Consider the following 23,558-nt stretch of genomic DNA (forward strand, 5'->3'; position numbering starts at 1 on the left):
CGAACATTATTCTTCAAACTCCGCTTTGGTCTTCTTGATGGGTTTGTTTAAGGAAAAAACTGCAGAAACAGGATAATGATCCGAATAATCGACCTCAGAGTGAGTTTTGAAATCCAAAATTTCCAATGCGTTGTCAAAAAAGACATTGTCAATCCTCAAAAAGAAAAGCACCTTATTGTAAGTAAATCCAAATCCTTTTCCCGCTTTCTCAAAGCCGTTGTTCATGATGTTTCGGAGTGTGAAATAGGTATAGCTATAAGGAACATCATTGAAATCCCCGACCAAGATATTGGCATAGGGACTGTTTTCCATGTGTTCCATAAGAATTTCCAATTGTGAAGCCCTTGCCACCTGTCCCCGTTTAAGTTTTCTGAGCGTTTGTCTGTAATTTTCTTTGATTCCATCAAAATCTGAGAGCTCCGCAGAAGGGATATTCATGGATTCAAGATGTGCATTATAGATTCTGATCGTATCTTTTTCGACTTTGATATCTGCGAAAATTATTCCATTCGTACTTCGGGAATCCAAAACAATCCCTTCATTGATGATTGGGTATTTGCTAAATATCGCCATGCCAAATGTACTTGACTTTGGATTGCCCTGAATGACTTGATAAAAATGGTGGTAGCCGGTTTCTTTTCCAAGTTGCTTAATGGAATTCCTGGACGGCGTAGTGGGGTCTTGGTAAAACTCCTGAAAGCACTTGATATCGGCTGGATTTTCTTTGAGCCATTGGATCAAATTTTTGGAAGTGCTGTTCTTAAGGTCCCCATTTTTATTGTAGCTGAACATGTGGACATTGTAACTCAATACCGATAGCCCATTTTCCACTTCGGGCTGAGTTCTTAATTGAAAAGTGACTCCGACAAACTTCCAACCAATCACCAGAGCAATCAAAGGAAGAAGTGCCAATTTCCTTTTAGCCAAAACCAAAGCAATAAAAAGAAATCCGTTGATGACAAGGAGTAGTGGGATGGTTAGGGTAGCAAGTCCAACATAAGGAAAATATTCAGGGGAAATATAAACACTAAAAAACAAAGCCAAGGAAACCAAAAAAAAGAAGGAAGTAAGAAATCTTATCATTGGCTAAAGCTATTTTTGGCGAAAATAACGGTAATTCAATCCTGTTGCAAATGAATATAGGGGGGAATCAAATTAAGGAACTGAACACCAATCCTTTTTTTGATTTCCCCCTTTAAATTATTTGATAAGAATAAGCTCACTTTGCGGCTCCATTAAATACCTCGCCCCATCCTTGGTTACCACTGCAGTTTCTTCTACTGACATGGTTTTGGTTCCTGTTTCAGGAAGTTTCCAAGCGTGAAAGCCATCAAAAGCGAATAACATACCCTCTTTCAATGGCTTCATCGCAGCGGGTCTCACTGTGGGATCAGGAAGAAGTCCACCTCCGAGATTTGGTCCAATATCGTGGGCGACATACCCAACCGGATGACCGGTGCTCCACATGACCGGTTCTGAACCGCGTTCTGCCATCCAGTCTCTCTGTGCTTTATCGACTTGATATCCCAAGACACCTGGTCTCATGGCTTCAAGTGCAATTCTATTTCCGCCAATAGAAGATTCAAAATAAAACTGTACAGAATCCGGGGCCTTTGTTTCCCCTTCCCTCAGTACATAGGCGAACCTTTGGATGTCCGAAACCCACATATCATACACCCGAATGCCAAAATCAGTTTGGATCACATCTCCTGGCATGATCACTTTGTCAGTAGAGTGGGAGTGACCACGGTCTGGTCCTGAATTGACATTTGGATTTTGGTCAGGTGACCACCCGTCTTTGACGCCATATTCTTCCATTTTTTTCTTCAGAAATTTGGCAATATCGGCATCGGTACTTTTACCCGGAATGACACTTGCATAAGCTTCATATTGCCACTTTGAAGTCAAGATTGCTGCTTGGGTCATAATTTCCACTTCTACAGGAAGCTTAACAGAAAGCCATTCATATATCAGGTCATCTGCGGACACCAACTTTCCGGTTTCGCGACCCAAAGATTCTTCTAAAGTTTTTCTTTGGCTGAAGCTCAATCCGTCAGCCAACTCATTTTCAAAAGAACTGTTGATGGCGATTTTTTTAAATTGTTTTGCCTTTATATATTCTGATGCATCAGAAATGGATGAATTGCCCCTTTGGACAGGGATCACTTCATCATGGATCTTCAAATCCGCCAATGCTGTAGCTTCACCTATTGGGCAAAACACAACTGATTTTACGTTTTCCCCTTCAAGATAAAACAAAAATAAAGCCTGTCCTCCAGCATTTTCTCCACCGATATGGTGGGCAATAGGGTCATTGTTATTTTCCCTGCAGAGAATTATCCATGCGTCTGTGCCTGCAGTTTTCATAGCCTCAGGTAACAATTTCTGAATTCTTTCTTTCCGGATTTCTGGCCATGGGCTCGGTCCTGAAAAAGGATTTTCAATGGTTGCTTTGTCATTTATTTCTTGGTTGCAAGAAAACGAAAGCAGAATAAGAATTGATAAAAAAGTGCTGAGAGTGTAATATCTGTATTTTCTTGTTGTCATGGAAGTTTGGGGTTTGGAATAATTCAGGAAATTAATCACAGGTAGAGAAAATAAAAAGCCTTTTTTTATACTTAGATATTTTTTTGAAGATATGAGGTTCTTTTTTAATCAACTGTTGCCAAATTACTCTTTCATTAAGCACTATGAAAAGTAGGATATGGACTTAGATTTGGGTTTGTTGAAAAAAAAATAATTATCTTCGAAGCGTAAAACTACAACTTTATGAAAAAATCAAACTTGTTCACCCTTGCTGTTTTTACGGCTACAACCTTGTTTTTTGCAGGTTGTGGAGCTGAAAAAAGCACAGAGACTACCGCAACTGAAGAAGTCGCAACTGAAGAAAAACCGGCTTCTGAAGAAAGACCAAGTCCTTTAAGAACCCTCGAAGGCAATGTTGGAGCCTCTAAATTAATGATTCAATATGGCGCACCTTCTATCAAGGGAAGGGTTGTTTGGGGAGATTTGGTGCCCTATAATGAAGTTTGGAGAACAGGGGCTAATGAGGCTACTTATGTAGATTTCAGTACTGATGTGACAGTAGAAGGACAACCATTGAAAGCAGGAAGGTATTCTTTGTTTACCATTCCAAAAGCTTCCGGGGCATGGACAGTAATTTTCAATTCCGAATGGAACCTTGAGCACGGACATTTTCAATACAAGGAAGAAAATGATGTGCTTCGTGTGGAATCTACTCCTGAATGGGTTGAAGAAAGCCAAGAGCAGTTATCAATAGCCATTGAGACTCCCGGTATAGTAGTAAAATGGGAAAAGCTAAAACTGCCTATTGCCATCCAATAATATAGATTTTGAAAAAGACCCTGACAAAATTTTTTGGCAGGGTCTTTTTTTGTTTTTTTGAATTCATTTTTTTTCAAAATTCATCAAATGATTTATTTCAGAATTTCCTACATAAAGATTTCTATATGAGATATCTAGGCTTCATCCTTGTTTTCTTAATCACAATGGGGTTGGGGATTTCCCTTTCCATGCAATTTGGGACTATTCCTCCTATCGGAAAACTGCTTGACCCTAACCATGGATTTTGGCAAAATTCTTATAGTGAGGATATGGATTTTGAGGATGAGCTAGATCTAAATAACCTTAGCAAACCTGTTAAGGTAATTTACGATGAAAATCTAATTCCTCATGTTTTTGCAGAAAATGACAAAGATTTGTATAAGGTTCAAGGTTTCATTACGGCCAAGCACAGACTTTGGCAGATGGAGTTCCAAACCATGGCAGCAGCAGGAAGGATTTCGGAGATAGTAGGGCCAATAGCCATTGAATTGGATCGAATGACCCGAAGAAAAGGACTTGCATTTGCCGCAGAAAATTCACTTCAATTTATTCAAAAAGAACATCCTGATACTTATGAATTATTAGAGGCATATGCAGATGGGGTAAATCAGTACATAGAAAGTCTGAGTGCAGGAGAGTTACCCATTGAATATAAAATTCTTGATTACAAACCTGAAATGTGGAGCGCCTACAAATCTCTGCTGCTTTTAAAATACATGGCAGACATGTTGGTAGGGGATAGGGATTTGGAATATACCAATTTAAGAAATCAAATTGGACAGGAAATGTTGGATAAGCTTTATCCTGATTTTCCAGAAGAAAATGATCCGGTCATAGAGGCGGAGAGGATTTGGGATTTTGTACCATTGGAAATTAAAAAACCTGTGGACAAAAGGTATCCTGATGAAGATGTTTTTGTCAATACATTGCCCCAACCTGTTGAGGGAATAGGCTCCAACAATTGGGCGGTTTCCGGTTCAAAAACAAAAAGTGGAAATCCTATTTTGGCAAATGATCCGCATCTAAGTTTGAACTTGCCATCGCTTTGGTACGTGATGCAGCTTTCAACACCTGCACAGAGTGTAAAAGGTGCCACCCTTCCAGGGGCTTTGGGGATTATTTCAGGATTTAATGAGAACATTGCTTGGGGAGTTACCAATGCCACTAGGGATACGAGAGATTGGTATGCCATCCAATTCAAAGATGAAAGAAGAGAAGAGTACTTATATGATGAAGTTTGGGTAAAAAGTACATTTCGTGTAGAGGAAATAAAAGTCAAAGGGCAAAGTTCGTTTTTGGATACTGTGGTATATACCCATCATGGTCCGGTGGTCTATGATAAGAATTTTAGATCTGATAGGAAGGATGTTAATTTTTCACTCAAATGGACTGCACATCTTGAGTCAAACGAGCAAAAAACCTTCCTTTTGCTCAATAAAGGAAAAAACCATGGTGACTACATAGAGGCTCTAAACCATTATACCTCACCTGCCCAAAACTTTGTTTTTGCATCAAAAGACGGTGACATCGCAATGAAAGTTCAGGGACGGTTTCCATTGAAATGGGAAGGACAGGGGAAGTTTTTGATGGATGGTAAAAATCCTGATTTTGAATGGCAGGGTTTTATACCTAATGAGCACAACCCATCTACGCTGAATCCGGTTCGTGGATTTGTATCTTCTGCCAATCAGCATCCGGTAGATCCCTCTTACCCTTATTATACTTTTGACCATAGTTTTGAGCATTATCGAAATAGGCGGTTGAATGATCGTTTGAAGGAAATGAATCAAATTACTTCAAAAGATATGATGGCCCTCCAATTTGATAATTTTCATCTTCATGCGAGCGAAGCCCTTCCGGTTATGCTTGGTTTGTTGGATTCCACTGATTTAACTCAGATGGACGAATTTGGAACAAAATATCTTAACCAGTTAAAAAAATGGAATTTCAACGCTTTCCCCAATCAAGAGGAACCTACATTGTTTCAGGTTTGGTGGGAAAATCTCTATCAGGGAATATGGTCCAAATTGAAAACAGATGGTATTCCAATTGTATTGCCCAACAAATATCAAACAACAAAATTACTGTTGAATGAGCCAGAAAATGAGATTTTTAATAATCCCGAAACGCCTGAAAGAGAAACTGCAAGATCATTGCTGAGATCCTCTTTTTATGAAATGGTAGAAAAAATAAAAGAGATAGAAAAAGCTGAAAAAGATTACACATGGGCAAATTATAAGAAGACTTCGATTTTGCACCTTGTTCCCAATTTCAGATCATTCAGTCATACCAATGTCTATACAGGTGGAGGAGCCGGGATTTTGAATGCTACAAGTGAAAGGCATGGAGCAAGTTGGAGGATGATAGTAGAAATGGGAAAGGGAGGAAGTGCATTTGGGATATATCCCGGTGGCCAATCTGGAAATCCCGGGAGTAAATATTATGACAATCTGATCAAAAAATGGGCTAACGGAGAATATGTTGATGTTTCTATTAAATCTGAAGAGAATTTTTCAAATCCTCTTTTTTGCACCTTATTTAAAAATTGATATATGAGAAAATCTCTTCTTTTATTTGTTTTTGTTAGCATTTTAGTCTTGGTAGCTGGGCCATACATGCCGTATTGGGTTTTGATGATAGGTGTTGCGGTTGTTTCCTTTTTTATAGAAGCAGGTAAAATGCCGACATTTATTTCCGCAGGTCTTTCATTTGGTTTGACTTGGTTGGCGCTAACCGTATACATATCAATCAGGACAAATTCAGTGCTACCAAAAAGGATGGCTGAATTAATGGGCTTAGACAACGATAACTTACTCTTTTTAGGGACCGGAATTTTAGGCTTTTTAATTGGTGGATTCGGCGGACTGGTAGGGACTATGGTAAAAAAGTTGTTAGATAGAAAATATTGAAATCCTATTGAATCAGAGAATATTCTATCACTTTATTTCAGTATTATTTGTATTTAAAATCCTGTTATTTGCGAGTTGTAAAAACCGGGTCAAAAAAACTTAAAATATTTTGCTTTTAGTGTCGGAGCGAGTACTTTTGTTGCTCGTTTTGTGCATATCACTTTTATGCTTGATTATTTAATTACGTCCAAGACCCGCCTAAAACTTTTGGTTAAGTTTTTCAGCAATGCCGAAAATCAGGGACATTTGCGTGGTCTTGCTGACGAGTTTGGAGAATCCACCAATTCAATCAGAAAAGAGCTAAACCATCTTTCGGAGGCTGGTTTTCTGGTAAAAGTGGCAGATAAGAATAGGATTGAGTACCAAGCAAATACACATCACCCAATGTTTTCTAATCTTCAGGAAATAATTAGAAAATACTTAGGATTTGACAAATTATTAGAGGCTGTTTTGGAAAGGATGGGGGAAGTCAATGAAGTTGTATTAGTGGGAGATTATGCTCAAGGAATTGATTCAGGAACAATACAAGTAGTGATTAATGGAGAATCTTTGAATAAAGATTATCTTGGTCATTTAAGCAATAGGATTGAAGAATTGATAGATCGGAAAGTCCATTTTGATATCAACAAAAAATTTACTTCGAAAGACACATTAGTTTTGTTTAAGAAGTAGGGGTTAAATTCTTCGCGTGATTTATTGAAGAGATGTTTTTAATTGGAAGTGCATAAAATGTGACTGAAAGGGCGAAGCTGTGTCAACTAGAAGAAGTTAAATGATTTATTTTCTGAATAATTTAAGACTTTGGTTTAATTTTCGGAATGTGCATGTTAAAAATTCGATTATCATTTTAGTACAGGGATAAAAAATCCTTTGTTATTTCCCACAGAGGCTAATATTTAAAAAATGAGCAAAAAAATAATAAATCAAATCTCGGTTGTAAAGTTGTTTTTTACCGCGCTTTTGTTTGTGGTAACTGTGGCAACTCTGTATGGCCAATCGATTTCTGATATACAAAACGTCAAAGTTGATAATCTTTCAGATGCCCAATTAGAGCAACTTATCAAAAGAGCTGAATCCTCGGGGATGACGGAACAACAGCTTGAAGCAATGGCGAGGGAGCGAGGAATGCCGGCTACCGAGGTAGCTAAGTTAAGGCAAAGGATCAATCAGATCAGAAATAAAGGAAGTGTAGTATCAGGCGATCCTTCTCAAAATACGACTGAAAGAAAATGGGTTCAAAATGAAGAATTTTTTCAAGAGAAAGAAGTGGTGCTGACAGAAAACGAGAAGAAAATTTTCGGTTTTTCATTGTTTAGAAACAACAACCTTACTTTTACCCCAAACTTGAACATTCCGACTCCTCAAAATTACATTTTGGGATCAGGTGATCAGATTTTGGTTGACATATATGGAGCTTCTCAATTTGAATATGATCTGAAAGTTAACAATGAAGGATTGATTTTTATTCCTAATGTTGGCCCCATTAATGTTGCAGGTTTGACTGTGGAAGCAGCTACAGCGAGGTTGGCGAACACTTTATCAAATATTTATTCAGGGTTAGGTGGTCCATCAGCAAATACCTTTATGCAGCTTAGAGTTGGAAACATCAGATCAATTCAAGTTTCAATAGTAGGCGAGGTTTTTAAACCAGGAAATTATACTCTTTCATCTTTTGCAAGTGTATTTAACGCAATTTATGCTTCAGGAGGGATAAATAAGGAGGGCTCTTTTAGAAATATCCGAGTATATCGAAACAGTAAGATGGTTGCTGAAATGGATATTTATGATTTCTTGGTAAATGGAAATCAGTCTGAAAATGTAAGACTTGAGGATAATGATGTGATTATGATTCCTCCATTTGAAAAAAGAGTAGAAATCACAGGGCCTGTAAAAAGGCCAGGATTATTTGAAATGAAAAGTGATGAAAATCTTAAAGACCTAATAAAATTTGCAGGAGGTTTTTCCAACACAGCTTATCAAAATATAGCAACGGTTTTTAGAACAACTGAAAAAGAATTTAAAGTTGAGAATATTGACAATCAGAATTTCGGAAATTTCATTCCCAAAAGTGGGGATACCTTTGTTTTTGGAGAGCTGTTGGATAGGTATGAAAATAGGATTCAAATATCTGGAGCACTTCTAAGGCCCGGTACATTTGCTTTGGAAGAAGGGATGGGAATCAACGATCTGATCAAAAGAGCGGGAGGATTGAGAGAAGATGCATTTATGAATAGGGCGGCTCTTTACAGGACTAGGAATGATTTTTCTTTGGAAATGGTAACTGTAAATATTAGTGAAATTGTAAATGGTAACGAAGAAGATATCACTTTGAAAAGAGAAGATGTATTGTACATTCCAAGTATTTATGACCTTAGAGAAGAATTTTATGTAATTATCAGTGGTGAGGTAAATAATCCAGGATCGTTTGCATTTGCAGAAAATATGAGTGTTTCTGACTTGGTTTTTAGAGCAGGTGGTTTAAAAGAATCTGCAACGTCCTCCCAAATTGAAATAGCGAGAAGGGTTAAGGATGATGTTTCTGGTAAGTTGGCTGAAATCATTCATATTGATATAGATAAGGAATTAAAGATTTTGGGTGATGATTCAAATTTTACTTTGACACCTTTTGACCACGTTATCGTCCGAAGAAGTTCTGGATTTCAAAGAAGCCGATTTGTTAGTGTAGAAGGAGAAGTTTATTTCCCCGGTGAATATGCTATTGTCCACGCTAATGAAAGAATTTCTGATTTATTGAAAAGAGCAGGAGGATTAAATCAATTTGCCTATCCAAAAGGTGCTACGCTGATAAGACGAAATGAATTTTTTGAAGGACCAAGCGAGAATGAAATTAAATCAACAAATCTGATAGGTGTAAAAAGTAATCTTCAACGAATCAAAAGAGATACTACTGAGGCTGAGAAAATTTTATTAAATAGAATTGATCAAAAAATTGAAGAAAAAGGCGGTGGTATATCCAATAAACAAGGAGGATTGTTGATTGATGAATTTAGGAAAGAAACCATTGAAGAATTAGTTTCGGAAAATGACACTCTGGATTTTAGTATTGTAAAGACTCAAGATATGATAGGGATTAACCTCTCGGAGATCATTGAAAAACCCGGAAGTGAATTTGATTTGATTTTACAAGAGGGGGATATTTTGAGCATTCCAAAACAATTGCAGACCGTCAGAATGAGGGGTGAAGTTCTGTTTCCAACAACTGCCCGGTATAGAGAGAAGGGTGGATTTAAATCATATATATCAAGAGCGGGAGGTTTTACAGAAAAATCCAGGAAAAAGAAATCTTATGTTGTATATGCCAATGGTGACGTAAGAAGAACATCTAACTTTTTGTTTTTTAAATTTTATCCAAAGGTAGAACCTGGTTCTGAAATAATTATTCCAACAAAAAAGGAAAAGGAAGCAATGCCTTTACAAGCTTGGTTAGCTATTTCAACAACATTGACAACCTTGGTATTGTTGTGGAATAATTTAAGTCAGTAATTAAAAGTCCTATAAAAATTCTATATAAATAGTTTAATGGAAGAACCTAAATTAAACTCAACAATTCAATCAGATGAAATAGACCTCCTTGAACTAGCTAAAACCGCATGGACAAGTAGAAAGATAATTTTTTCCATTACGATGATTTTCACAGTGCTTGGTTTGATTGTGTCTCTTGTTTTAAAAAACGAGTATACAGCAGGATCCACGTTTGTCCCTCAAACGTCTGAGCCAAACAAAGTTGGAGGGAGTCTTGGAGGATTAGCTTCTTTAGCAGGGATAAATTTAAGCGGAATGGGAGGAGGTAATGAGATCCCGCCGACTTTATATCCTAAAATTGTAACTTCAGTTCCATTTAGGAAATCATTGATAGAAGCCAAGATTCAGCCTTATGGAAGTGACAAACCAATTACTTACCGATATTATTTCGATAGTGTGTATCGTCCAAGCATTTTGACCGTAATGGGTAAATATTCAATTGGTTTGCCGGGGTTATTAATTAAAGCACTTAAAGGAACAAATAACCAAAATATTGAATTGAATAAATTTGGATTAATAAATATTTCTGAAAATGAATTTGAACATTTCAAAAGACTAGAAAATCAAGTTGCTATCCAATTTAATGAAAAAGAGGGATTTGTTTCTCTGTCTTTTTCGATGCCTGAACCAAGGATCGCTGCGCAAATGGCAAAATTTGCTGAAGAATTGCTTCAAAAAGAGGTGATTGAATTCAAAATCCAAAACGCAAGGGAACAATTAAAGTTTACGGAGGAAAGATTTCAAGAAAAGAAAACAGAGTTTGAATTGATTGAAAATAGATTAGCCAATTTTAGAGATAGAAATCAGAACCTTTCTTCTGCAATTGTAATTAATCAATTACAAAAACTTGAAGCTGAATATAATTTTGCATTTAACGTTTATAATGAATTAGCAAAACAGCTGGAGCAAGCAAAACTTCAAGTTAGCAAAGACACTCCGATTTTTTCTATAATTCAGCCAGTAACTGTTCCTATTGAAAAATCAGCCCCCAAAAGACCTCTTATTTTGGTTGGTTTTGCGTTTGTAGGATTTTTATTTTCAATCGGTTATGTATTTGGCAACCAATATTTTTCAACGATAAAAGAAATGTGGAACAGGTAGATTCTGTTTTAAACAAAACCTCATAATTAAGATTAAATGAAGAGATACACCGAAAATAAAATTTAAAATACAAAAAAAAGTTTTTCAAATATTTTTTTTTGTATTTTAAATCATTTTATTTGTAAAAAAAAAATCTATCTCGGTAGAATTATCTGTCAATAAACCCAAAATGGTAAAAAGAATAATTCAATAATTTATTAAACATAAAATTTTTAAAAAATGAAAATTACAGTAGTAGGTACAGGGTACGTTGGATTGGTATCCGGAGCATGTTTTTCCGAAGTAGGCATTGAAGTAGTCTGCGTAGACATTGATCAAAAGAAGATCGACAATTTGAAAAACGGTATTATGCCGATTTACGAACCTGGTTTAGAAGAAATCGTAAAAAGAAACTTTGCAAGCGGAAGACTTCAATTTTCAACCAATCTCGGAGAAGCCATTCAAGGTTCTCAAGTAGCATTTATTGCAGTCGGAACACCTCCGGGAGAAGATGGTTCAGCTGATTTGAAATATGTGTTGGCAGTTGCAGATGAAATCGGTCGAACCATGACCGATTATATTGTTGTAGCTACAAAAAGTACCGTTCCTGTGACGACAGGCGAAAAAGTCAGAGCTTCAATAAAAGGAGCTTTGGATGCAAGAGGGGTTGATATTCCTTTCGCAGTAGCTTCAAATCCTGAGTTTTTAAAAGAAGGGGCAGCTGTTGATGATTTTATGAAGCCCGACAGGATAGTAATTGGTGTAGAAGATGAAAGGGCTGAGGAAATAATGAAAAGATTGTATAAACCTTTTCAATTGAACGGAGATAGAATCATTTACATGGATATTCCTTCTGCCGAGATGACCAAATATGCAGCAAATGCGATGTTGGCAACCAAAATCTCCTTTATGAATGACATTGCAAACCTATGTGAGTTAGTAGGTGCCAATGCCAATATGGTCAGAAAAGGAATTGGGTCTGATCCTCGAATTGGAACTAGATTTATTTATCCTGGTGTAGGTTATGGTGGTTCTTGCTTTCCAAAAGATGTCAAAGCTATCGTAAAAACCGGAAAAAAATATGGGTATGATCTTCGTGTCCTTCAAGCAGTTGAAGATGTAAACGATGACCAAAAACATGTTTTGGTAAAAAAGGTCAAAAAGCATTTTGGAGATGACCTCAGTGGAAAAACATTTGCAATATGGGGTTTGAGTTTCAAACCTAATACAGATGATATGAGGGAATCACCTTCTATTGTTATAATAGATGAGCTAATAGCTGCTGGTGCAAAGGTAAAAGCCTATGACCCAATCGCCATGAAGGAAGCTCAGCATATTTACATTGGAGATAAAATTACCTATGCAAAAGATTCTTACGATGCATTGGTAGATGCTGATGCATTATTATTGGTGACCGAATGGTCTGAATTTAGGATTCCAAGCTGGTCTGCTGTGGGTAAATTGCTCCATAACAAAGTGGTCTTTGACGGTAGAAACATCTATGATAGAGAATACCTCTCTGAACTTGGATTTACCCTTTACGGGATTGGGATTTAATTTATTAAAATGCGTTTCTAGATGTTAAAATCTAGAAACGCATTTATTTTTTCGTTAATACTTATTTTGGAAACTACAATTCAAATTATTTATTTCAATTTTTTTTGAAGGAATCCCGCCGATTCTTATTTAAATGTAATTTTTTTAATTAAAATATTTATTCATTCTGAAAATTAGAAAATGTTAAAACCGATTTCAGAATCCAAAATAGCAATTGTTGGGTTGGGATATGTTGGGCTACCTTTAGCTGTTGCATTTGCAGAGAAACTCCAAACCATAGGTTATGATATTGATTCAAAAAGAGTTCTTGAACTCCAAAATGGTCATGATAGGACATTAGAAATAGAAGATAATGAATTAGCCAACGTTCTTGTTGAATCAGTCGATCAACTTCAATCTGATAAAAGAGGACTTTTGGTGACTGATGAAATTATTAATATTACCACTTGTAATATTTTCATTGTCACCGTACCAACACCTACGGATAAACATAATAGGCCCGTATTGACCCCAATGCTCAAAGCATCGGGAATGATCGGAAAAATTTTAAAAAAAGGAGATATAGTTATCTATGAATCCACAGTATATCCAGGTGTAACTGAAGATGAATGTGTTCCGGTTTTAGAAAAAATTTCAGGATTGAAGTTTAATGTTGATTTCTTTGCAGGCTATTCTCCAGAGAGGATTAATCCGGGGGATAAGCAACATACAGTTACAAAGATTTTAAAGGTTACTTCCGGTAGTACTCCCGAAATCGCTGACTATGTGGATAAATTGTACAGATCTGTAATTGTTGCGGGAACGCACAAGGCTTCTTCAATAAAAGTGGCGGAGGCTGCAAAAGTTATTGAAAATTCTCAAAGAGATATCAATATTGCATTCGTAAATGAACTTTCCAAGATATTTAATTTATTGGAAATAGATACCCATGAGGTTTTGGCAGCCGCAGGAACAAAATGGAATTTTCTTCCTTTTAAACCGGGATTAGTTGGAGGGCATTGCATCGGAGTTGATCCTTTTTATCTTGCCCAAAAAGCTCAGGAAGTAGGTTATCATCCTGAGATTATCTTAGCAGGGAGGAGATTAAACGATTCTATGGGAAAATATGTCGCAACTGAAGTGATCAAATTGATGATGAGAAAAAATCTCAAAGTCATTGATTCAAAAGTATTGATTCTTGGTTTCACATTTAAAGAAGATTGTCCTGATGTGAGAAATACAAGGGTGATTGATATTTATAATGAGTTGAAATCATTTGATATGGAAGTTGACGTGTATGACCCATGGGCTGATTCAAAAGAAGTAATGCATGAATATGGAATCAATATTTTTAACCAAGAAGACAAACCAAACCTATCAGAATATTCGGCAATAATTTTAGCAGTAGCCCACAAAGAATTCCTTAAGCTTGAAATTCAAAAATCTGAAAACCTAGTTGTCTTTGATGTAAAAGGTATATTTAGTAAATCAAAAGTTGATGCGAGATTGTGACTTTAAAAATCAGATTATCTTCAAAAAGTAGGATTAGATTAAATTTTTCTGAATTATTTATTCAAAAAAATTTAAATCTTTCAAAAGACAAAATTTTATATTATTTTTTAATTTTAGATGAAATTATTTTCCAAAATTTTTAATAAGTATAAAGATTTATTTTTATACCAATTTGCTATCGGTTACAATGCGGTAATTAATCTGTTAGCAATTATAGTATTTACAAGGATCATGTCAGCCAAAGATCTTGGTTTGTATTTTTATCTAATCGCCATAATCAACTTTTTATCAATAATTACAGCTTTTGGATTTCAACAAGGAATATTAAGGTATAACCCAGGTAGGAAATCGAGAAATGATACTACGTTAATAATCCTATATTCGAACTTTTTAATTGTATTCATCACAATTCTGTTTTTAATAATGTTATTGTTGAATTTTAACCAACTATTTGAAATTGAAGTAAAACTGTTGGTTTTAATTTATTTAGGATTAATAGTGGATTCGATTTATAAAATAATTCTATCTTTTTACCAAGCAAAAAAATTAGTTAATGATTATAAATTGGCAACAATCATAGCCAGTAATTTTAGATGGATTTTTGGTTTTTTTTTGGTTTATTTTTTTGAATTTGACCACCTAGGTCTCGTTGGCTCATTTATACTAGGGGAATTTATCTGTATCCTAATTTTCCTTCATAAGGAGGCTATATCAATTGGTTTACATTTTACCATATTTGGGTTTAAAAAGGTAAAACTCTATATGAAATATGGCCTCCCTTTAATCGGCTATAGCCTCATAACTTTTCTTAAGCCGTTGTTAATTAATTTTTGGATAAAAATTAATGAAGGTGAAGCTGCAATTGGAATCTTCAATGCCAATTTTATTATGGGTTTAAATGTTATTGGATTATTAACAACTCCATTTTTATTATATATGCAGCCAATTATGGTTGAAAAATTTCATATAAGTCAATCCAATTTTTTTAAATACTTAAAGCTTTTTTTTAGGCTATTCACCTTTTCCTCATTAATTATTCTTTTAACCTTCATTATTTTTCAGGAGACAATTATCGAAATATTAATTGGAATTGAGTTCAGGTCTGGAGGGATATTGATACTTTTTGGAGTTTTTTCGGCGGTACTTAATGGCTTGATTCTTATTTTGATAAAGCCTTATGAAATGTGGAAAAAAACCAACTCGATAATGAAATTAAATTTTGCAAGTTTTTTTGTTTTTATAACATTAGGATATTTTTTGCACTTAAAATACTCATTAGAAGGGATAGCCTATGCTTACATTTTATCTAATTTAGTTACCTCAATCTATCTTTGTTTTCTATTCAGAACAGAAATCCAATTTGAAAGACAAATAATACTTGACTTGATTTGGCTTTTCATATGTATTTCAACTTCAATTTTAATCTATAATTTTATCAATTTTGAGCAAATTTTTTATTTCCTTCAGATTGGCGCAATTATAATCATAGTTATTTATTCAATAACTAATTATAAAGATTTAAGAAAATTATGGTTGGAACAAAAAAAATATTAGTAATAGTTGTTACATTTTTATTTGCTTTGAATTATATATGGTTTGGTTTTGATGCGTTTTCCGGATTTTTTCTTTTTTTTATAATTTCCTCCGTGTTTTTTAATCTGGTCACAAAAACAAATAGCCTTTTTTTAATCATCATGATTTATTTTTACTTATGGCTTCTATGGGGAAATCTCACCTATAATATTTTTTCTACAATATGGATAATTGATGGTGATATTGTAATGGTAAATAATATGTATTCTCTATTCATTTTTACATTTTCAATTTTGGGGTTTCTATTTGTAAAAAATCAAGAATCTCTTTTTGAAAAAAGCAAATTTGAATTGGATTGGGATTTCTCATTAAAAAAGGCAATTTTTTTTACAAAAATTTTAATTGGACTACATTTGGTTTTTTTCCTACCCAATATAAGTCTAGGGATAGAGGAGAATTACAGTGATTTTTCTCAAAATATTGCACTCAGAGTCCCATTTATTAATAGACTCATTTATATCTATCCGATATTTTTAATTTTGACTTATTTAAGATTTCAAAAAAATGAATTAAGCTTAAAATGGCTGATTTGGAATATTTTCATTTCTAGTTTGGTGCTGACTTTGACAGGTTCAAGATTTCTTTTAATGACTACGATGATATGTTTATTTTTTATTCATATTATTTTATTGAAAAGGTTAGAAAAAAAGTTAAATCCCAAACTCATTTTATATGGTGGGATATTTGTTGGTTTAATTTATTTCATTGTGCCTCTATTGAGGGCAAGTACTGTAACTGAATCAAATCAAACAGAATTGGCAAATGAATATTTTGTAATTTTTACAAAGTTTGGTGGAGAATTTAGAGACGGGGTTTGGTCCACAAAAGCGTTGTCCGAGGCAAGCAAGGAATTAATTTCAAATCATTATTTGGAAACGGTATTTTTCCCTTTGTTTCCAAAACCTCTTATTTCCTTATTAGGTTTAGATTATAATATTGTTTTTGAAATGACTTCAAGTGTTATTATGGCCAATAGTATTGATGTGGAAGTTAAAGGGATTAGAATTGGAGGTGTATTGGAATTGTTTTATTGGAATGGATATTTAGGTGTCATCATAGGAAGTATTCTTCTTTTTATTATTTCAAACATTGCAATTAAACAGTTATATGGCAATAATTCGGTTTCTTCTATTGCAATGTACAGCTACTTACTCATTCTTCCCTTTTACTTTAGTTTTGCTCAATCCAATTTACTATTCACGCCGTTGATCAGCTTTTATTTGTTGTTTCTGATCATTTACTTCTTTTCAAAAAATAAAAATGAAAAAAGTATTATTCTTGACGCCTAACTCTTTCCCTGCAGAGACGGGAGGATCCGTTTTATTTAGGAAATTGATTGGTTCATTAGATTTCTTAGATTTTTCTTGGCTAAGCATTGATAAGTCAAAAGTTCAAGGCCTAAATATAAAAAATGCGAATTTTGTTAATTTTTTACCTATTGTAAAATCAGGCTCTTTTGACAAAATAGGTAGGAGAATTCCTTGGATAGGAAAATTTTGGTTTAAAATTAGGTATGGATATTTGAAAAGAAAAGGGGAAAATCTGAATCTTAAGGATTTCTCAACTTTTGATTTAATTTGGGTATATGTATCAACTCAAGCTATACCTTTTAGTAGTGCAGTTTTTAAAAGGACAAAAGTAAAGTTGCATATTTCCGTTCAAGATGATATTTACGGACATTTACCTAAATGGGAAGCGAAAATATTAGAGGACGATTACATTTGGTTGTTGAAAAACGCAACTACTATTGATTTTGCTTCTGAAGCTTTGAAAGATTATTTGTTTACGAAATACAACTTTTCGAACCGCTACAAAATTGTATGCTTTGCAGATGAAACTGAAGTTCCGTCTCCGATCCTCAATAATAATATTTCCAATATCGGATTTGCCGGAAATGTCTGGAGTCCAAAAAATTTTAACACTCTTCTATTGAATTTAAATAATCTCAATAAAACAGGGCGAAACTTAAAACTTCATGTTTTTTCCAATAATTTTCCTAAATCATTAGAAGATAATTTTTCTTTCGAAATCGAAAATAGGGGTTTGATGAAAAATGAAGATTTAGTAAATGAATTGCAGAAAATGGATTTAGTATATGTTCCAATGTCCTTTGAGGAAAATAAAAAGATTCTTTCATCTACTTCATTCCCATCCAAGGTCTTTACCTATTTGAATACAGGAATTCCTATTCTTTTCCATGCGCCAAAATATTCATCAGTTTTCAAATTCATTGAAAAACATAATACAGGATTTGTAATTTCTTCCAATGATGAAGAAGAATTCAAAAAAGATTTTGAAAAAATTTTAAATTCAAAAGTGGGAGAGAGAAGAATGATCTCCGAAAATGCAATCAGATTATTGAAAAATAAATATGCTTTTTCTAATCAAAGGCTCGAATTTATAGATTTAATATTAAACTGAATGAGTAATCCTTCACCTATTTGCTTATTTGTCTATAAGCGACTCCTAGAGACAAAATTGACAATTCAGGCTCTTGAAAAAAACCATCTTGCTAAAGAATCTGAATTATATATTTTTTCAGATGGACCCAAAAATGAGAAAGATATACAGCAAGTCGAGGAGGTTAGAAATTATATAAAGGAAGTAGTAGGATTTAAAAAAGTTGTAATTAATATATCCAACGAAAATAAAGGTCTTGCGAAGTCAATTATCAATGGAGTTTCCTCAATCCTTGAATTAAATGAAAGTGTTATAGTTTTGGAAGATGATCTATTGACCTCTCCAAATTTTTTAATTTTCATGAATGAGGCTTTGACTGCATTTGAACATAGAAATGATATCCAATCAATAAATGGATATTCTCCATTTATTAAAGCTAGCGATACATTAGAAAGTGATGTTTATCTCCACTACAGGACTTTTTCCTGGGGGTGGGCTACTTGGAGATCAAGTTGGTCACCTGAAATTTTTTTAAAACAAAAAATTAACCATGAAATAAATCAGCAAACTTTAATTGATTTTGATCTAAAATGCGGTCATGATATGTCTGTAATGTTAAAGAGTGCTTTGGCGGGCAAAATTGACTCATGGTATATTTATTGGGCATATGACCATTTTAAAAATAATAGGCTAGCAGTATATCCTTACCTTTCAAAAATTGATAATATAGGATATGGTGTTGAGAGTACTCACTGTGATGGGGTTTTAACCATTATTTCGAAATTTGATACGGCTGGAAATCGGGAATTTAAATTACCAAAAAATATAAGTAAATACGATCAAACGATAAAAAACGTTAATTATTACTTTACCAAAAAGCATAAATTTTTATTTAGAATTAAAATGCTTCGTAAGCTGAAAAACTACCCAATTCTTTTTAGAGAAATTAAAAAGAAGTTTTTGAAATAATATGAAAAATAAAATCACTGAAATATTAAGAAGGATTTACTACTTGAATTATTATCTCAATTTTAAAAAAAAAGGGAATCAAATAATATTATCAAAGGGTGGATTAATAAATAATCCTTCAAAAGTAGATCTTGGTAGCAATATTTATATTGGAAGAGATTTTAAAATCAATTCAAATGGAGGGGTTAAAATCATGGATAATGTAATGATTGGTCCTAATCTTTTAATCGAATCAGATGACCATGTTTATAGCAAAGTTGGTGTACCAATGTTTTTCTATAGAAATGAAAAAATAAATGGGCAAGTAATTATTGAAAAAGATGTCTGGATTGGGGGGAATGTCACAATTTTGAAAGGAGTTACCATAGGGGAAGGTTCAATTATTGGGGCATGTAGTTTAGTTAACAAAAATATTCCTCCATATTCTATTTCGGTGGGTATACCCTGCAAAAAAATTAGGCCAAGATTTAGAAAAGAAGAATTAGAATTGCATTTGTTGAAAACTAATTCAAATTATTCAATTAAAGATTTAGAAATTTTATTTAATTAAATCACAATGATAATAAAAGGAAGTAAATTGCTCATTACCGGAGGAACGGGTTCATTTGGAAATGCAGTGTTAAACAGGTTTGTTAATACTGAAATGTTTGATGAAATAAGGATTTTCAGTAGAGATGAAAAAAAACAAGATGACCTTAGAAAAAAGATCAACAATTCCAAAGTTAAATTTTACATAGGAGATGTTAGAAATAGTTCAAGTGTTGAAACTGCTGTAAAAGGTGTTGATTATATTTTTCATGCTGCTGCATTGAAACAGGTGCCTTCATGTGAGTTTTTTCCCCTTGAAGCTGTTAAAACTAACATACTTGGAACTGATAACCTTCTCTCAGCTGCGGAAAAATTTGAAGTAAAAAGAGTGGTTGTATTAAGTACCGACAAAGCCGCGTATCCAATAAATGCTATGGGAATGTCCAAGGCTTTGATGGAAAAAGTGATGGTGGCTAAATCAAGAGGATTAGAAGATGATAAAACAATTTTTTGTGGAACCCGATATGGCAATGTAATGGCTTCAAGAGGTTCGGTCATACCATTATTTATTGATCAAATAAAAAAGGGTCAGCCACTTACGATTACTGATCCAAATATGACACGTTTCATGATGACTTTAGAAGATGCCGTAGATTTAGTTCTTTTTGCATTTGATAACAGTAATCAAGGAGATTTATTTATTCAGAAGGCTCCTGCTGCCACAATTGAGGTACTCGCTAAAGCATTGTTGGAATTATATGATTCAAAAAATGAAATCAAAACAATTGGTACCCGTCACGGAGAAAAGTTGTTTGAAACTTTGGTTAACAGAGAAGATATGGTAAAAGCCCAAGATATGGGAGATTATTTTCGAATTCCGGCTGATACTCGGGATCTTAATTATGCACAATTCTTTTCAGAAGGAGAACCAAATGTTTCAAATTTTGAAGAATATCATTCTCACAATACCCATAGACTTGATATAGAGGGTACGAAAAAATTGCTTTTAAAACTTCCAATAATCAGAAAAGATATTTTGGGAGAAGTTAACGTTGAACAATACCCGGATTAATACAAACATGTCTTTGAAAATAGGGATAACCGGTCAAAACGGTTTTGTAGGTGCACATTTATATAACACTCTAGGACTTTTTCCAGAGGAGTTTGAAAGAATTGAATTTGACAGAGAGTGGTTTAGTGAAAATGAAAAACTTGATTTATTTGTTGGCCAATGCGATGTGATCGTCCATTTGGCAGCACTAAACAGGCATAATGAACCTGAGGTTATCTATTCTACCAATGTCGCTTTAGTCAAAAAGCTCATTTCCTCTTTTGAAAGGACAGGCTGTAAACCTCATGTCTTAATTTCCTCCTCTACCCAAGAAGAGAGGGATAATTTGTATGGAAAGTCGAAAAAAGAAGGAAGAAATTTATTTGCAAATTGGGCAATGGGATCCGGTTCTATTTTTACTGGACTTGTAATTCCCAATGTTTTTGGGCCTTTTGGAAATCCATTTTATAATTCTGTAATCGCGACATTTTGCCATCAAGTTAGTCGCAATGAAATGCCAAAGATTGAAATTGATGGTGATTTAAAGCTTATTTATGTCGATGAATTAGTGTCCGAAATCATAAAGGCTATTCGGCTTAAAAAGAATGATTCATTATTTACAGTTAATCATACATCAGAAGCAAAGGTTTCAGAGATTTTGGAATTACTCAAAATGTATAAATCGGTATACCAAGATTCAGGAATGATACCCAAAATGAATAATTCTTTTGAACATAATCTTTTCAATACTTACCGATGTTATATGGATATTGAAAACTATTTTCCCCGTAAATTTATAAAACATGCTGATCCGAGAGGCGCTTTCGTTGAGGTTATTAGGTTAGGAATTGGAGGCCAAGTATCATTTTCAACTACTTTCCCAGGAATTACTAGAGGCAACCATTTTCACACCAGAAAAATAGAAAGGTTTGCAGTAATTAAGGGTAAGGCTCTAATTCAACTTAGGAAAATCGATAAAGATGAAGTTATGGAGTTTTTTTTAGATGGGAATGAACCCGCATATGTTGATATGCCGATTTGGTTTACTCATAATATCAAAAACATAGGCGAAGAAGAATTGTATACCATTTTTTGGATCAACGAACATTATGATGAAAAAAATCCTGATACTTATTTTGTTACCGTTTAAAATTGATTAATTACCCTATTTATATCTTTAAAAATAATAAATGAAAAAGATCAGAGTAATGACAGTGGTGGGTACCCGGCCGGAAATTATTCGGCTTTCGAGGGTTCTGACTGCACTCGATGAATCAGATGCTATAGAGCACATATTAGTTCATACGGGTCAGAATTATGATTATGAACTGAATCAAATATTTTTTGATGATCTTCAAATCAGAAAACCGGATTATTTTTTAGATGCAGCTGGTACCACAGCCACAGAAACAGTTGGGCAGATTTTGATTAAAATTGATCCTTTATTGGAAAAATTGGAACCGGATGCATTTTTAGTCTTAGGGGATACAAACAGTTGTCTTTGTGCCATTCCGGCTAAAAAAAGGCATATTCCCATTTTTCACATGGAGGCAGGAAATAGGTGTTTTGACCAAAGGGTACCTGAAGAAACTAACAGAAAAATAGTGGACCATATATCCGATATCAATCTTACATATAGTGATATTGCAAGAGAATATCTCCTTCGTGAAGGCTTATCCGCGGACAGGATTATCAAAACAGGTTCTCCAATGTATGAGGTTTTGAATTTTCATTTAAACAGAATAAACAATTCCGATGTCATATCAAGGTTGGGCTTGCAAAAAGGAGAATTCTTTGTGATATCCTCTCATCGTGAGGAAAACATTAATAGCGAAAAGAACTTCAAAGGATTGATTGATAGTTTGAATTTTTTGGCTGAGAAATATCAATATCCGATAATTGTAAGCACACATCCAAGGACAAGAAAAATGATAGAATCAAAAGGTGTCGAGATTCATCCCCTGATTCAGTTGTTAAAGCCTCTTGGTTTTATTGATTACAATGCTTTGCAAAAGAACTCTTTTGCAGTATTATCCGACAGCGGTACGATTTCAGAGGAGTCTTCTATTTTGAATTTTCGTGCTTTGAATATTCGGGATGCCCATGAAAGACCCGAAGCTATGGAAGAAGCATCTGTGATGATGGTCGGAATGAACACAGAAAGAATAATTCAGGGAATTGTTCAACTTGAAAAGCAAAAAGTAGGAGAGGAAAGGAATTTTAGAAAAGTTGCTGACTACAGTATGCCAAATGTTTCTGAAAAAATGGTAAGGATCATAATTTCTTATGTTGATTATATCAAGAGGGTCGTTTGGGGTGAAAAATGAAATTCAAAAAATTTGGGGGATTAATTTTCTTTTAACAGATCAAAAAGATTATTTGGCTTATTTAGAAAATTGTCTTTCATCTGAAAATAGAATTATTCTTAATGGAGTAAATCCATATAGCTTAAGCTTGGTTAAAAAGAACCCTGAAATATTGGATGCCTTAAAACAATCTACTATTGCTAATGTAGATGGCATTCTTTTAAAATTCGCATTGCAATATTTAGGATACAAGGTCCCTGTCAGGCTCGATACTCCAAGTATCTTTGAAGGCCTTATGGAGATTTGTGTTAAACAAAAATTCAGCATATTTCTTTTAGGGTCCAAGGAGGAAGAGCTTCCAATAATTATTGACAATTTAAAAAATTCGTTCAAAGATTTAAATATTGTTGGATCACATAATGGTTTTTTTTCTGCAGAAGATGATCATCAAATAATTGAAAACATAAAAAATTGTTCTCCAGATATCATTCTTCTTGGAATGCCAAGCCCCAAAAAAGAGGTTTTTATGTATAAAAATAAAGATAAATTTCTTTTTAAAGCGTCTCTTGGGGTTGGAGGCGTGTTTGATATTATTGCGGGGAAAAAGAAACAGGCCCCTATATGGGTTAAAGACCTTAAAATCGAATGGTTATATAGGTTTGTTCAAGAACCCTTCAGGCTTTTTGAAAGGTACTTAGATATGTTCCTTTATTTTTTCAAATTTATATGGGATTCAAGGGAAACTGAAAGAAAAAGAAATTCGTAATGAAAAATGCCAATTAATCA

Annotated in this window: 19 protein-coding genes; 17 read left to right on the forward strand and 2 right to left on the reverse strand. The window is 34.1% G+C overall.

The window, feature by feature from the left end; all coding sequences use genetic code 11:
• Nucleotides 1-6: 6 nt before the first annotated feature.
• Together NU887_RS10445 and NU887_RS10450 are read right to left on the reverse strand one after the other, a co-directional pair.
• Complete coding sequence (locus tag NU887_RS10445; RefSeq protein WP_258423310.1) at nt 7-1,083, reverse strand: endonuclease/exonuclease/phosphatase family protein; 1,077 nt, start codon at nt 1,081-1,083, stop codon at nt 7-9.
• A 117-nt stretch (nt 1,084-1,200) separates the two neighbouring features.
• On the reverse strand, nt 1,201-2,547 hold the full coding sequence (locus NU887_RS10450) for a M24 family metallopeptidase (protein ID WP_258423311.1): 1,347 nt from the start codon (nt 2,545-2,547) through the stop codon (nt 1,201-1,203).
• Between the two features lie 222 nt (nt 2,548-2,769).
• On the opposite strand from NU887_RS10450, the gene NU887_RS10455 reads away from it, so the two are divergent.
• The 17 genes from NU887_RS10455 to NU887_RS10535 all read left to right on the forward strand — a co-directional run bounded on the left by NU887_RS10455 (nt 2,770) and on the right by NU887_RS10535 (nt 23,538).
• Entirely contained in the window at nt 2,770-3,345 is a 576-nt protein-coding gene (locus NU887_RS10455) for a DUF2911 domain-containing protein (RefSeq protein ID WP_258423312.1), read from the forward strand.
• 125 nt (nt 3,346-3,470) lie between these two features.
• Complete coding sequence (locus NU887_RS10460; protein WP_258423313.1) at nt 3,471-5,894, forward strand: penicillin acylase family protein; 2,424 nt, start codon at nt 3,471-3,473, stop codon at nt 5,892-5,894.
• Between the two features lie 3 nt (nt 5,895-5,897).
• Complete coding sequence (locus NU887_RS10465; RefSeq protein WP_258423314.1) at nt 5,898-6,254, forward strand: hypothetical protein; 357 nt, start codon at nt 5,898-5,900, stop codon at nt 6,252-6,254.
• Between the two features lie 165 nt (nt 6,255-6,419).
• A complete protein-coding gene (locus NU887_RS10470; protein ID WP_258423315.1) occupies nt 6,420-6,926 on the forward strand; it encodes an ArsR family transcriptional regulator in 507 nt (168 codons plus the stop codon).
• A 231-nt stretch (nt 6,927-7,157) separates the two neighbouring features.
• Nucleotides 7,158-9,758, forward strand: coding sequence for an SLBB domain-containing protein (locus NU887_RS10475; RefSeq protein ID WP_420839748.1), 2,601 nt, complete (start codon nt 7,158-7,160; stop codon nt 9,756-9,758).
• Nucleotides 9,759-9,794: 36 nt separating this feature from the next.
• Nucleotides 9,795-10,898, forward strand: a complete 1,104-nt coding sequence (locus NU887_RS10480; RefSeq protein ID WP_258423317.1) for a Wzz/FepE/Etk N-terminal domain-containing protein — start codon at nt 9,795-9,797, stop codon at nt 10,896-10,898.
• A 219-nt stretch (nt 10,899-11,117) separates the two neighbouring features.
• Nucleotides 11,118-12,434 carry a UDP-glucose dehydrogenase family protein gene (locus tag NU887_RS10485; RefSeq protein WP_258423318.1) on the forward strand — a complete coding sequence of 439 codons (1,317 nt, stop codon included), beginning with the start codon at nt 11,118-11,120 and terminating at the stop codon, nt 12,432-12,434.
• 180 nt (nt 12,435-12,614) lie between these two features.
• Nucleotides 12,615-13,925: a nucleotide sugar dehydrogenase gene (locus NU887_RS10490; protein WP_258423319.1), complete on the forward strand. Its 1,311-nt coding sequence runs from the start codon at nt 12,615-12,617 to the stop codon at nt 13,923-13,925.
• Between the two features lie 117 nt (nt 13,926-14,042).
• Nucleotides 14,043-15,479 (forward strand): oligosaccharide flippase family protein, encoded by a 1,437-nt coding sequence (locus NU887_RS10495; RefSeq protein ID WP_258423320.1) that lies wholly within the window; start codon nt 14,043-14,045, stop codon nt 15,477-15,479.
• Nucleotides 15,455-16,807, forward strand: coding sequence for an O-antigen polymerase (locus tag NU887_RS10500; RefSeq protein ID WP_258423321.1), 1,353 nt, complete (start codon nt 15,455-15,457; stop codon nt 16,805-16,807). Before NU887_RS10495 ends, NU887_RS10500 begins: the two co-directional genes overlap by 25 nt.
• The gene (locus NU887_RS10505) at nt 16,779-17,939 is read left to right on the forward strand and encodes a glycosyltransferase (protein WP_258423322.1); all 1,161 of its coding nucleotides are present in this window, start codon (nt 16,779-16,781) and stop codon (nt 17,937-17,939) included. Before NU887_RS10500 ends, NU887_RS10505 begins: the two co-directional genes overlap by 29 nt.
• A complete protein-coding gene (locus NU887_RS10510) occupies nt 17,940-18,887 on the forward strand; it encodes a glycosyltransferase (RefSeq protein ID WP_258423323.1) in 948 nt (315 codons plus the stop codon).
• 1 nt (nt 18,888) lies between these two features.
• Nucleotides 18,889-19,437 (forward strand): acyltransferase, encoded by a 549-nt coding sequence (locus tag NU887_RS10515; protein ID WP_258423324.1) that lies wholly within the window; start codon nt 18,889-18,891, stop codon nt 19,435-19,437.
• 6 nt (nt 19,438-19,443) lie between these two features.
• The gene (locus NU887_RS10520; RefSeq protein ID WP_258423325.1) at nt 19,444-20,487 is read left to right on the forward strand and encodes a polysaccharide biosynthesis protein; all 1,044 of its coding nucleotides are present in this window, start codon (nt 19,444-19,446) and stop codon (nt 20,485-20,487) included.
• 7 nt (nt 20,488-20,494) lie between these two features.
• Complete coding sequence (locus NU887_RS10525) at nt 20,495-21,616, forward strand: polysaccharide biosynthesis C-terminal domain-containing protein (RefSeq protein ID WP_258423326.1); 1,122 nt, start codon at nt 20,495-20,497, stop codon at nt 21,614-21,616.
• 40 nt (nt 21,617-21,656) lie between these two features.
• On the forward strand, nt 21,657-22,793 hold the full coding sequence (wecB, locus tag NU887_RS10530) for a non-hydrolyzing UDP-N-acetylglucosamine 2-epimerase (RefSeq protein ID WP_258423327.1): 1,137 nt from the start codon (nt 21,657-21,659) through the stop codon (nt 22,791-22,793).
• On the forward strand, nt 22,783-23,538 hold the full coding sequence (locus tag NU887_RS10535) for a WecB/TagA/CpsF family glycosyltransferase (protein WP_258423328.1): 756 nt from the start codon (nt 22,783-22,785) through the stop codon (nt 23,536-23,538). The genes wecB and NU887_RS10535 overlap by 11 nt, the downstream gene beginning before the upstream one ends.
• The last annotated feature ends 20 nt before the right edge of the window (nt 23,539-23,558 follow it).

Source organism: Aquiflexum gelatinilyticum (assembly GCF_024741135.1).
In the GTDB taxonomy this organism is placed as follows: Bacteria; Bacteroidota; Bacteroidia; order Cytophagales; family Cyclobacteriaceae; genus Cognataquiflexum; species Cognataquiflexum gelatinilyticum.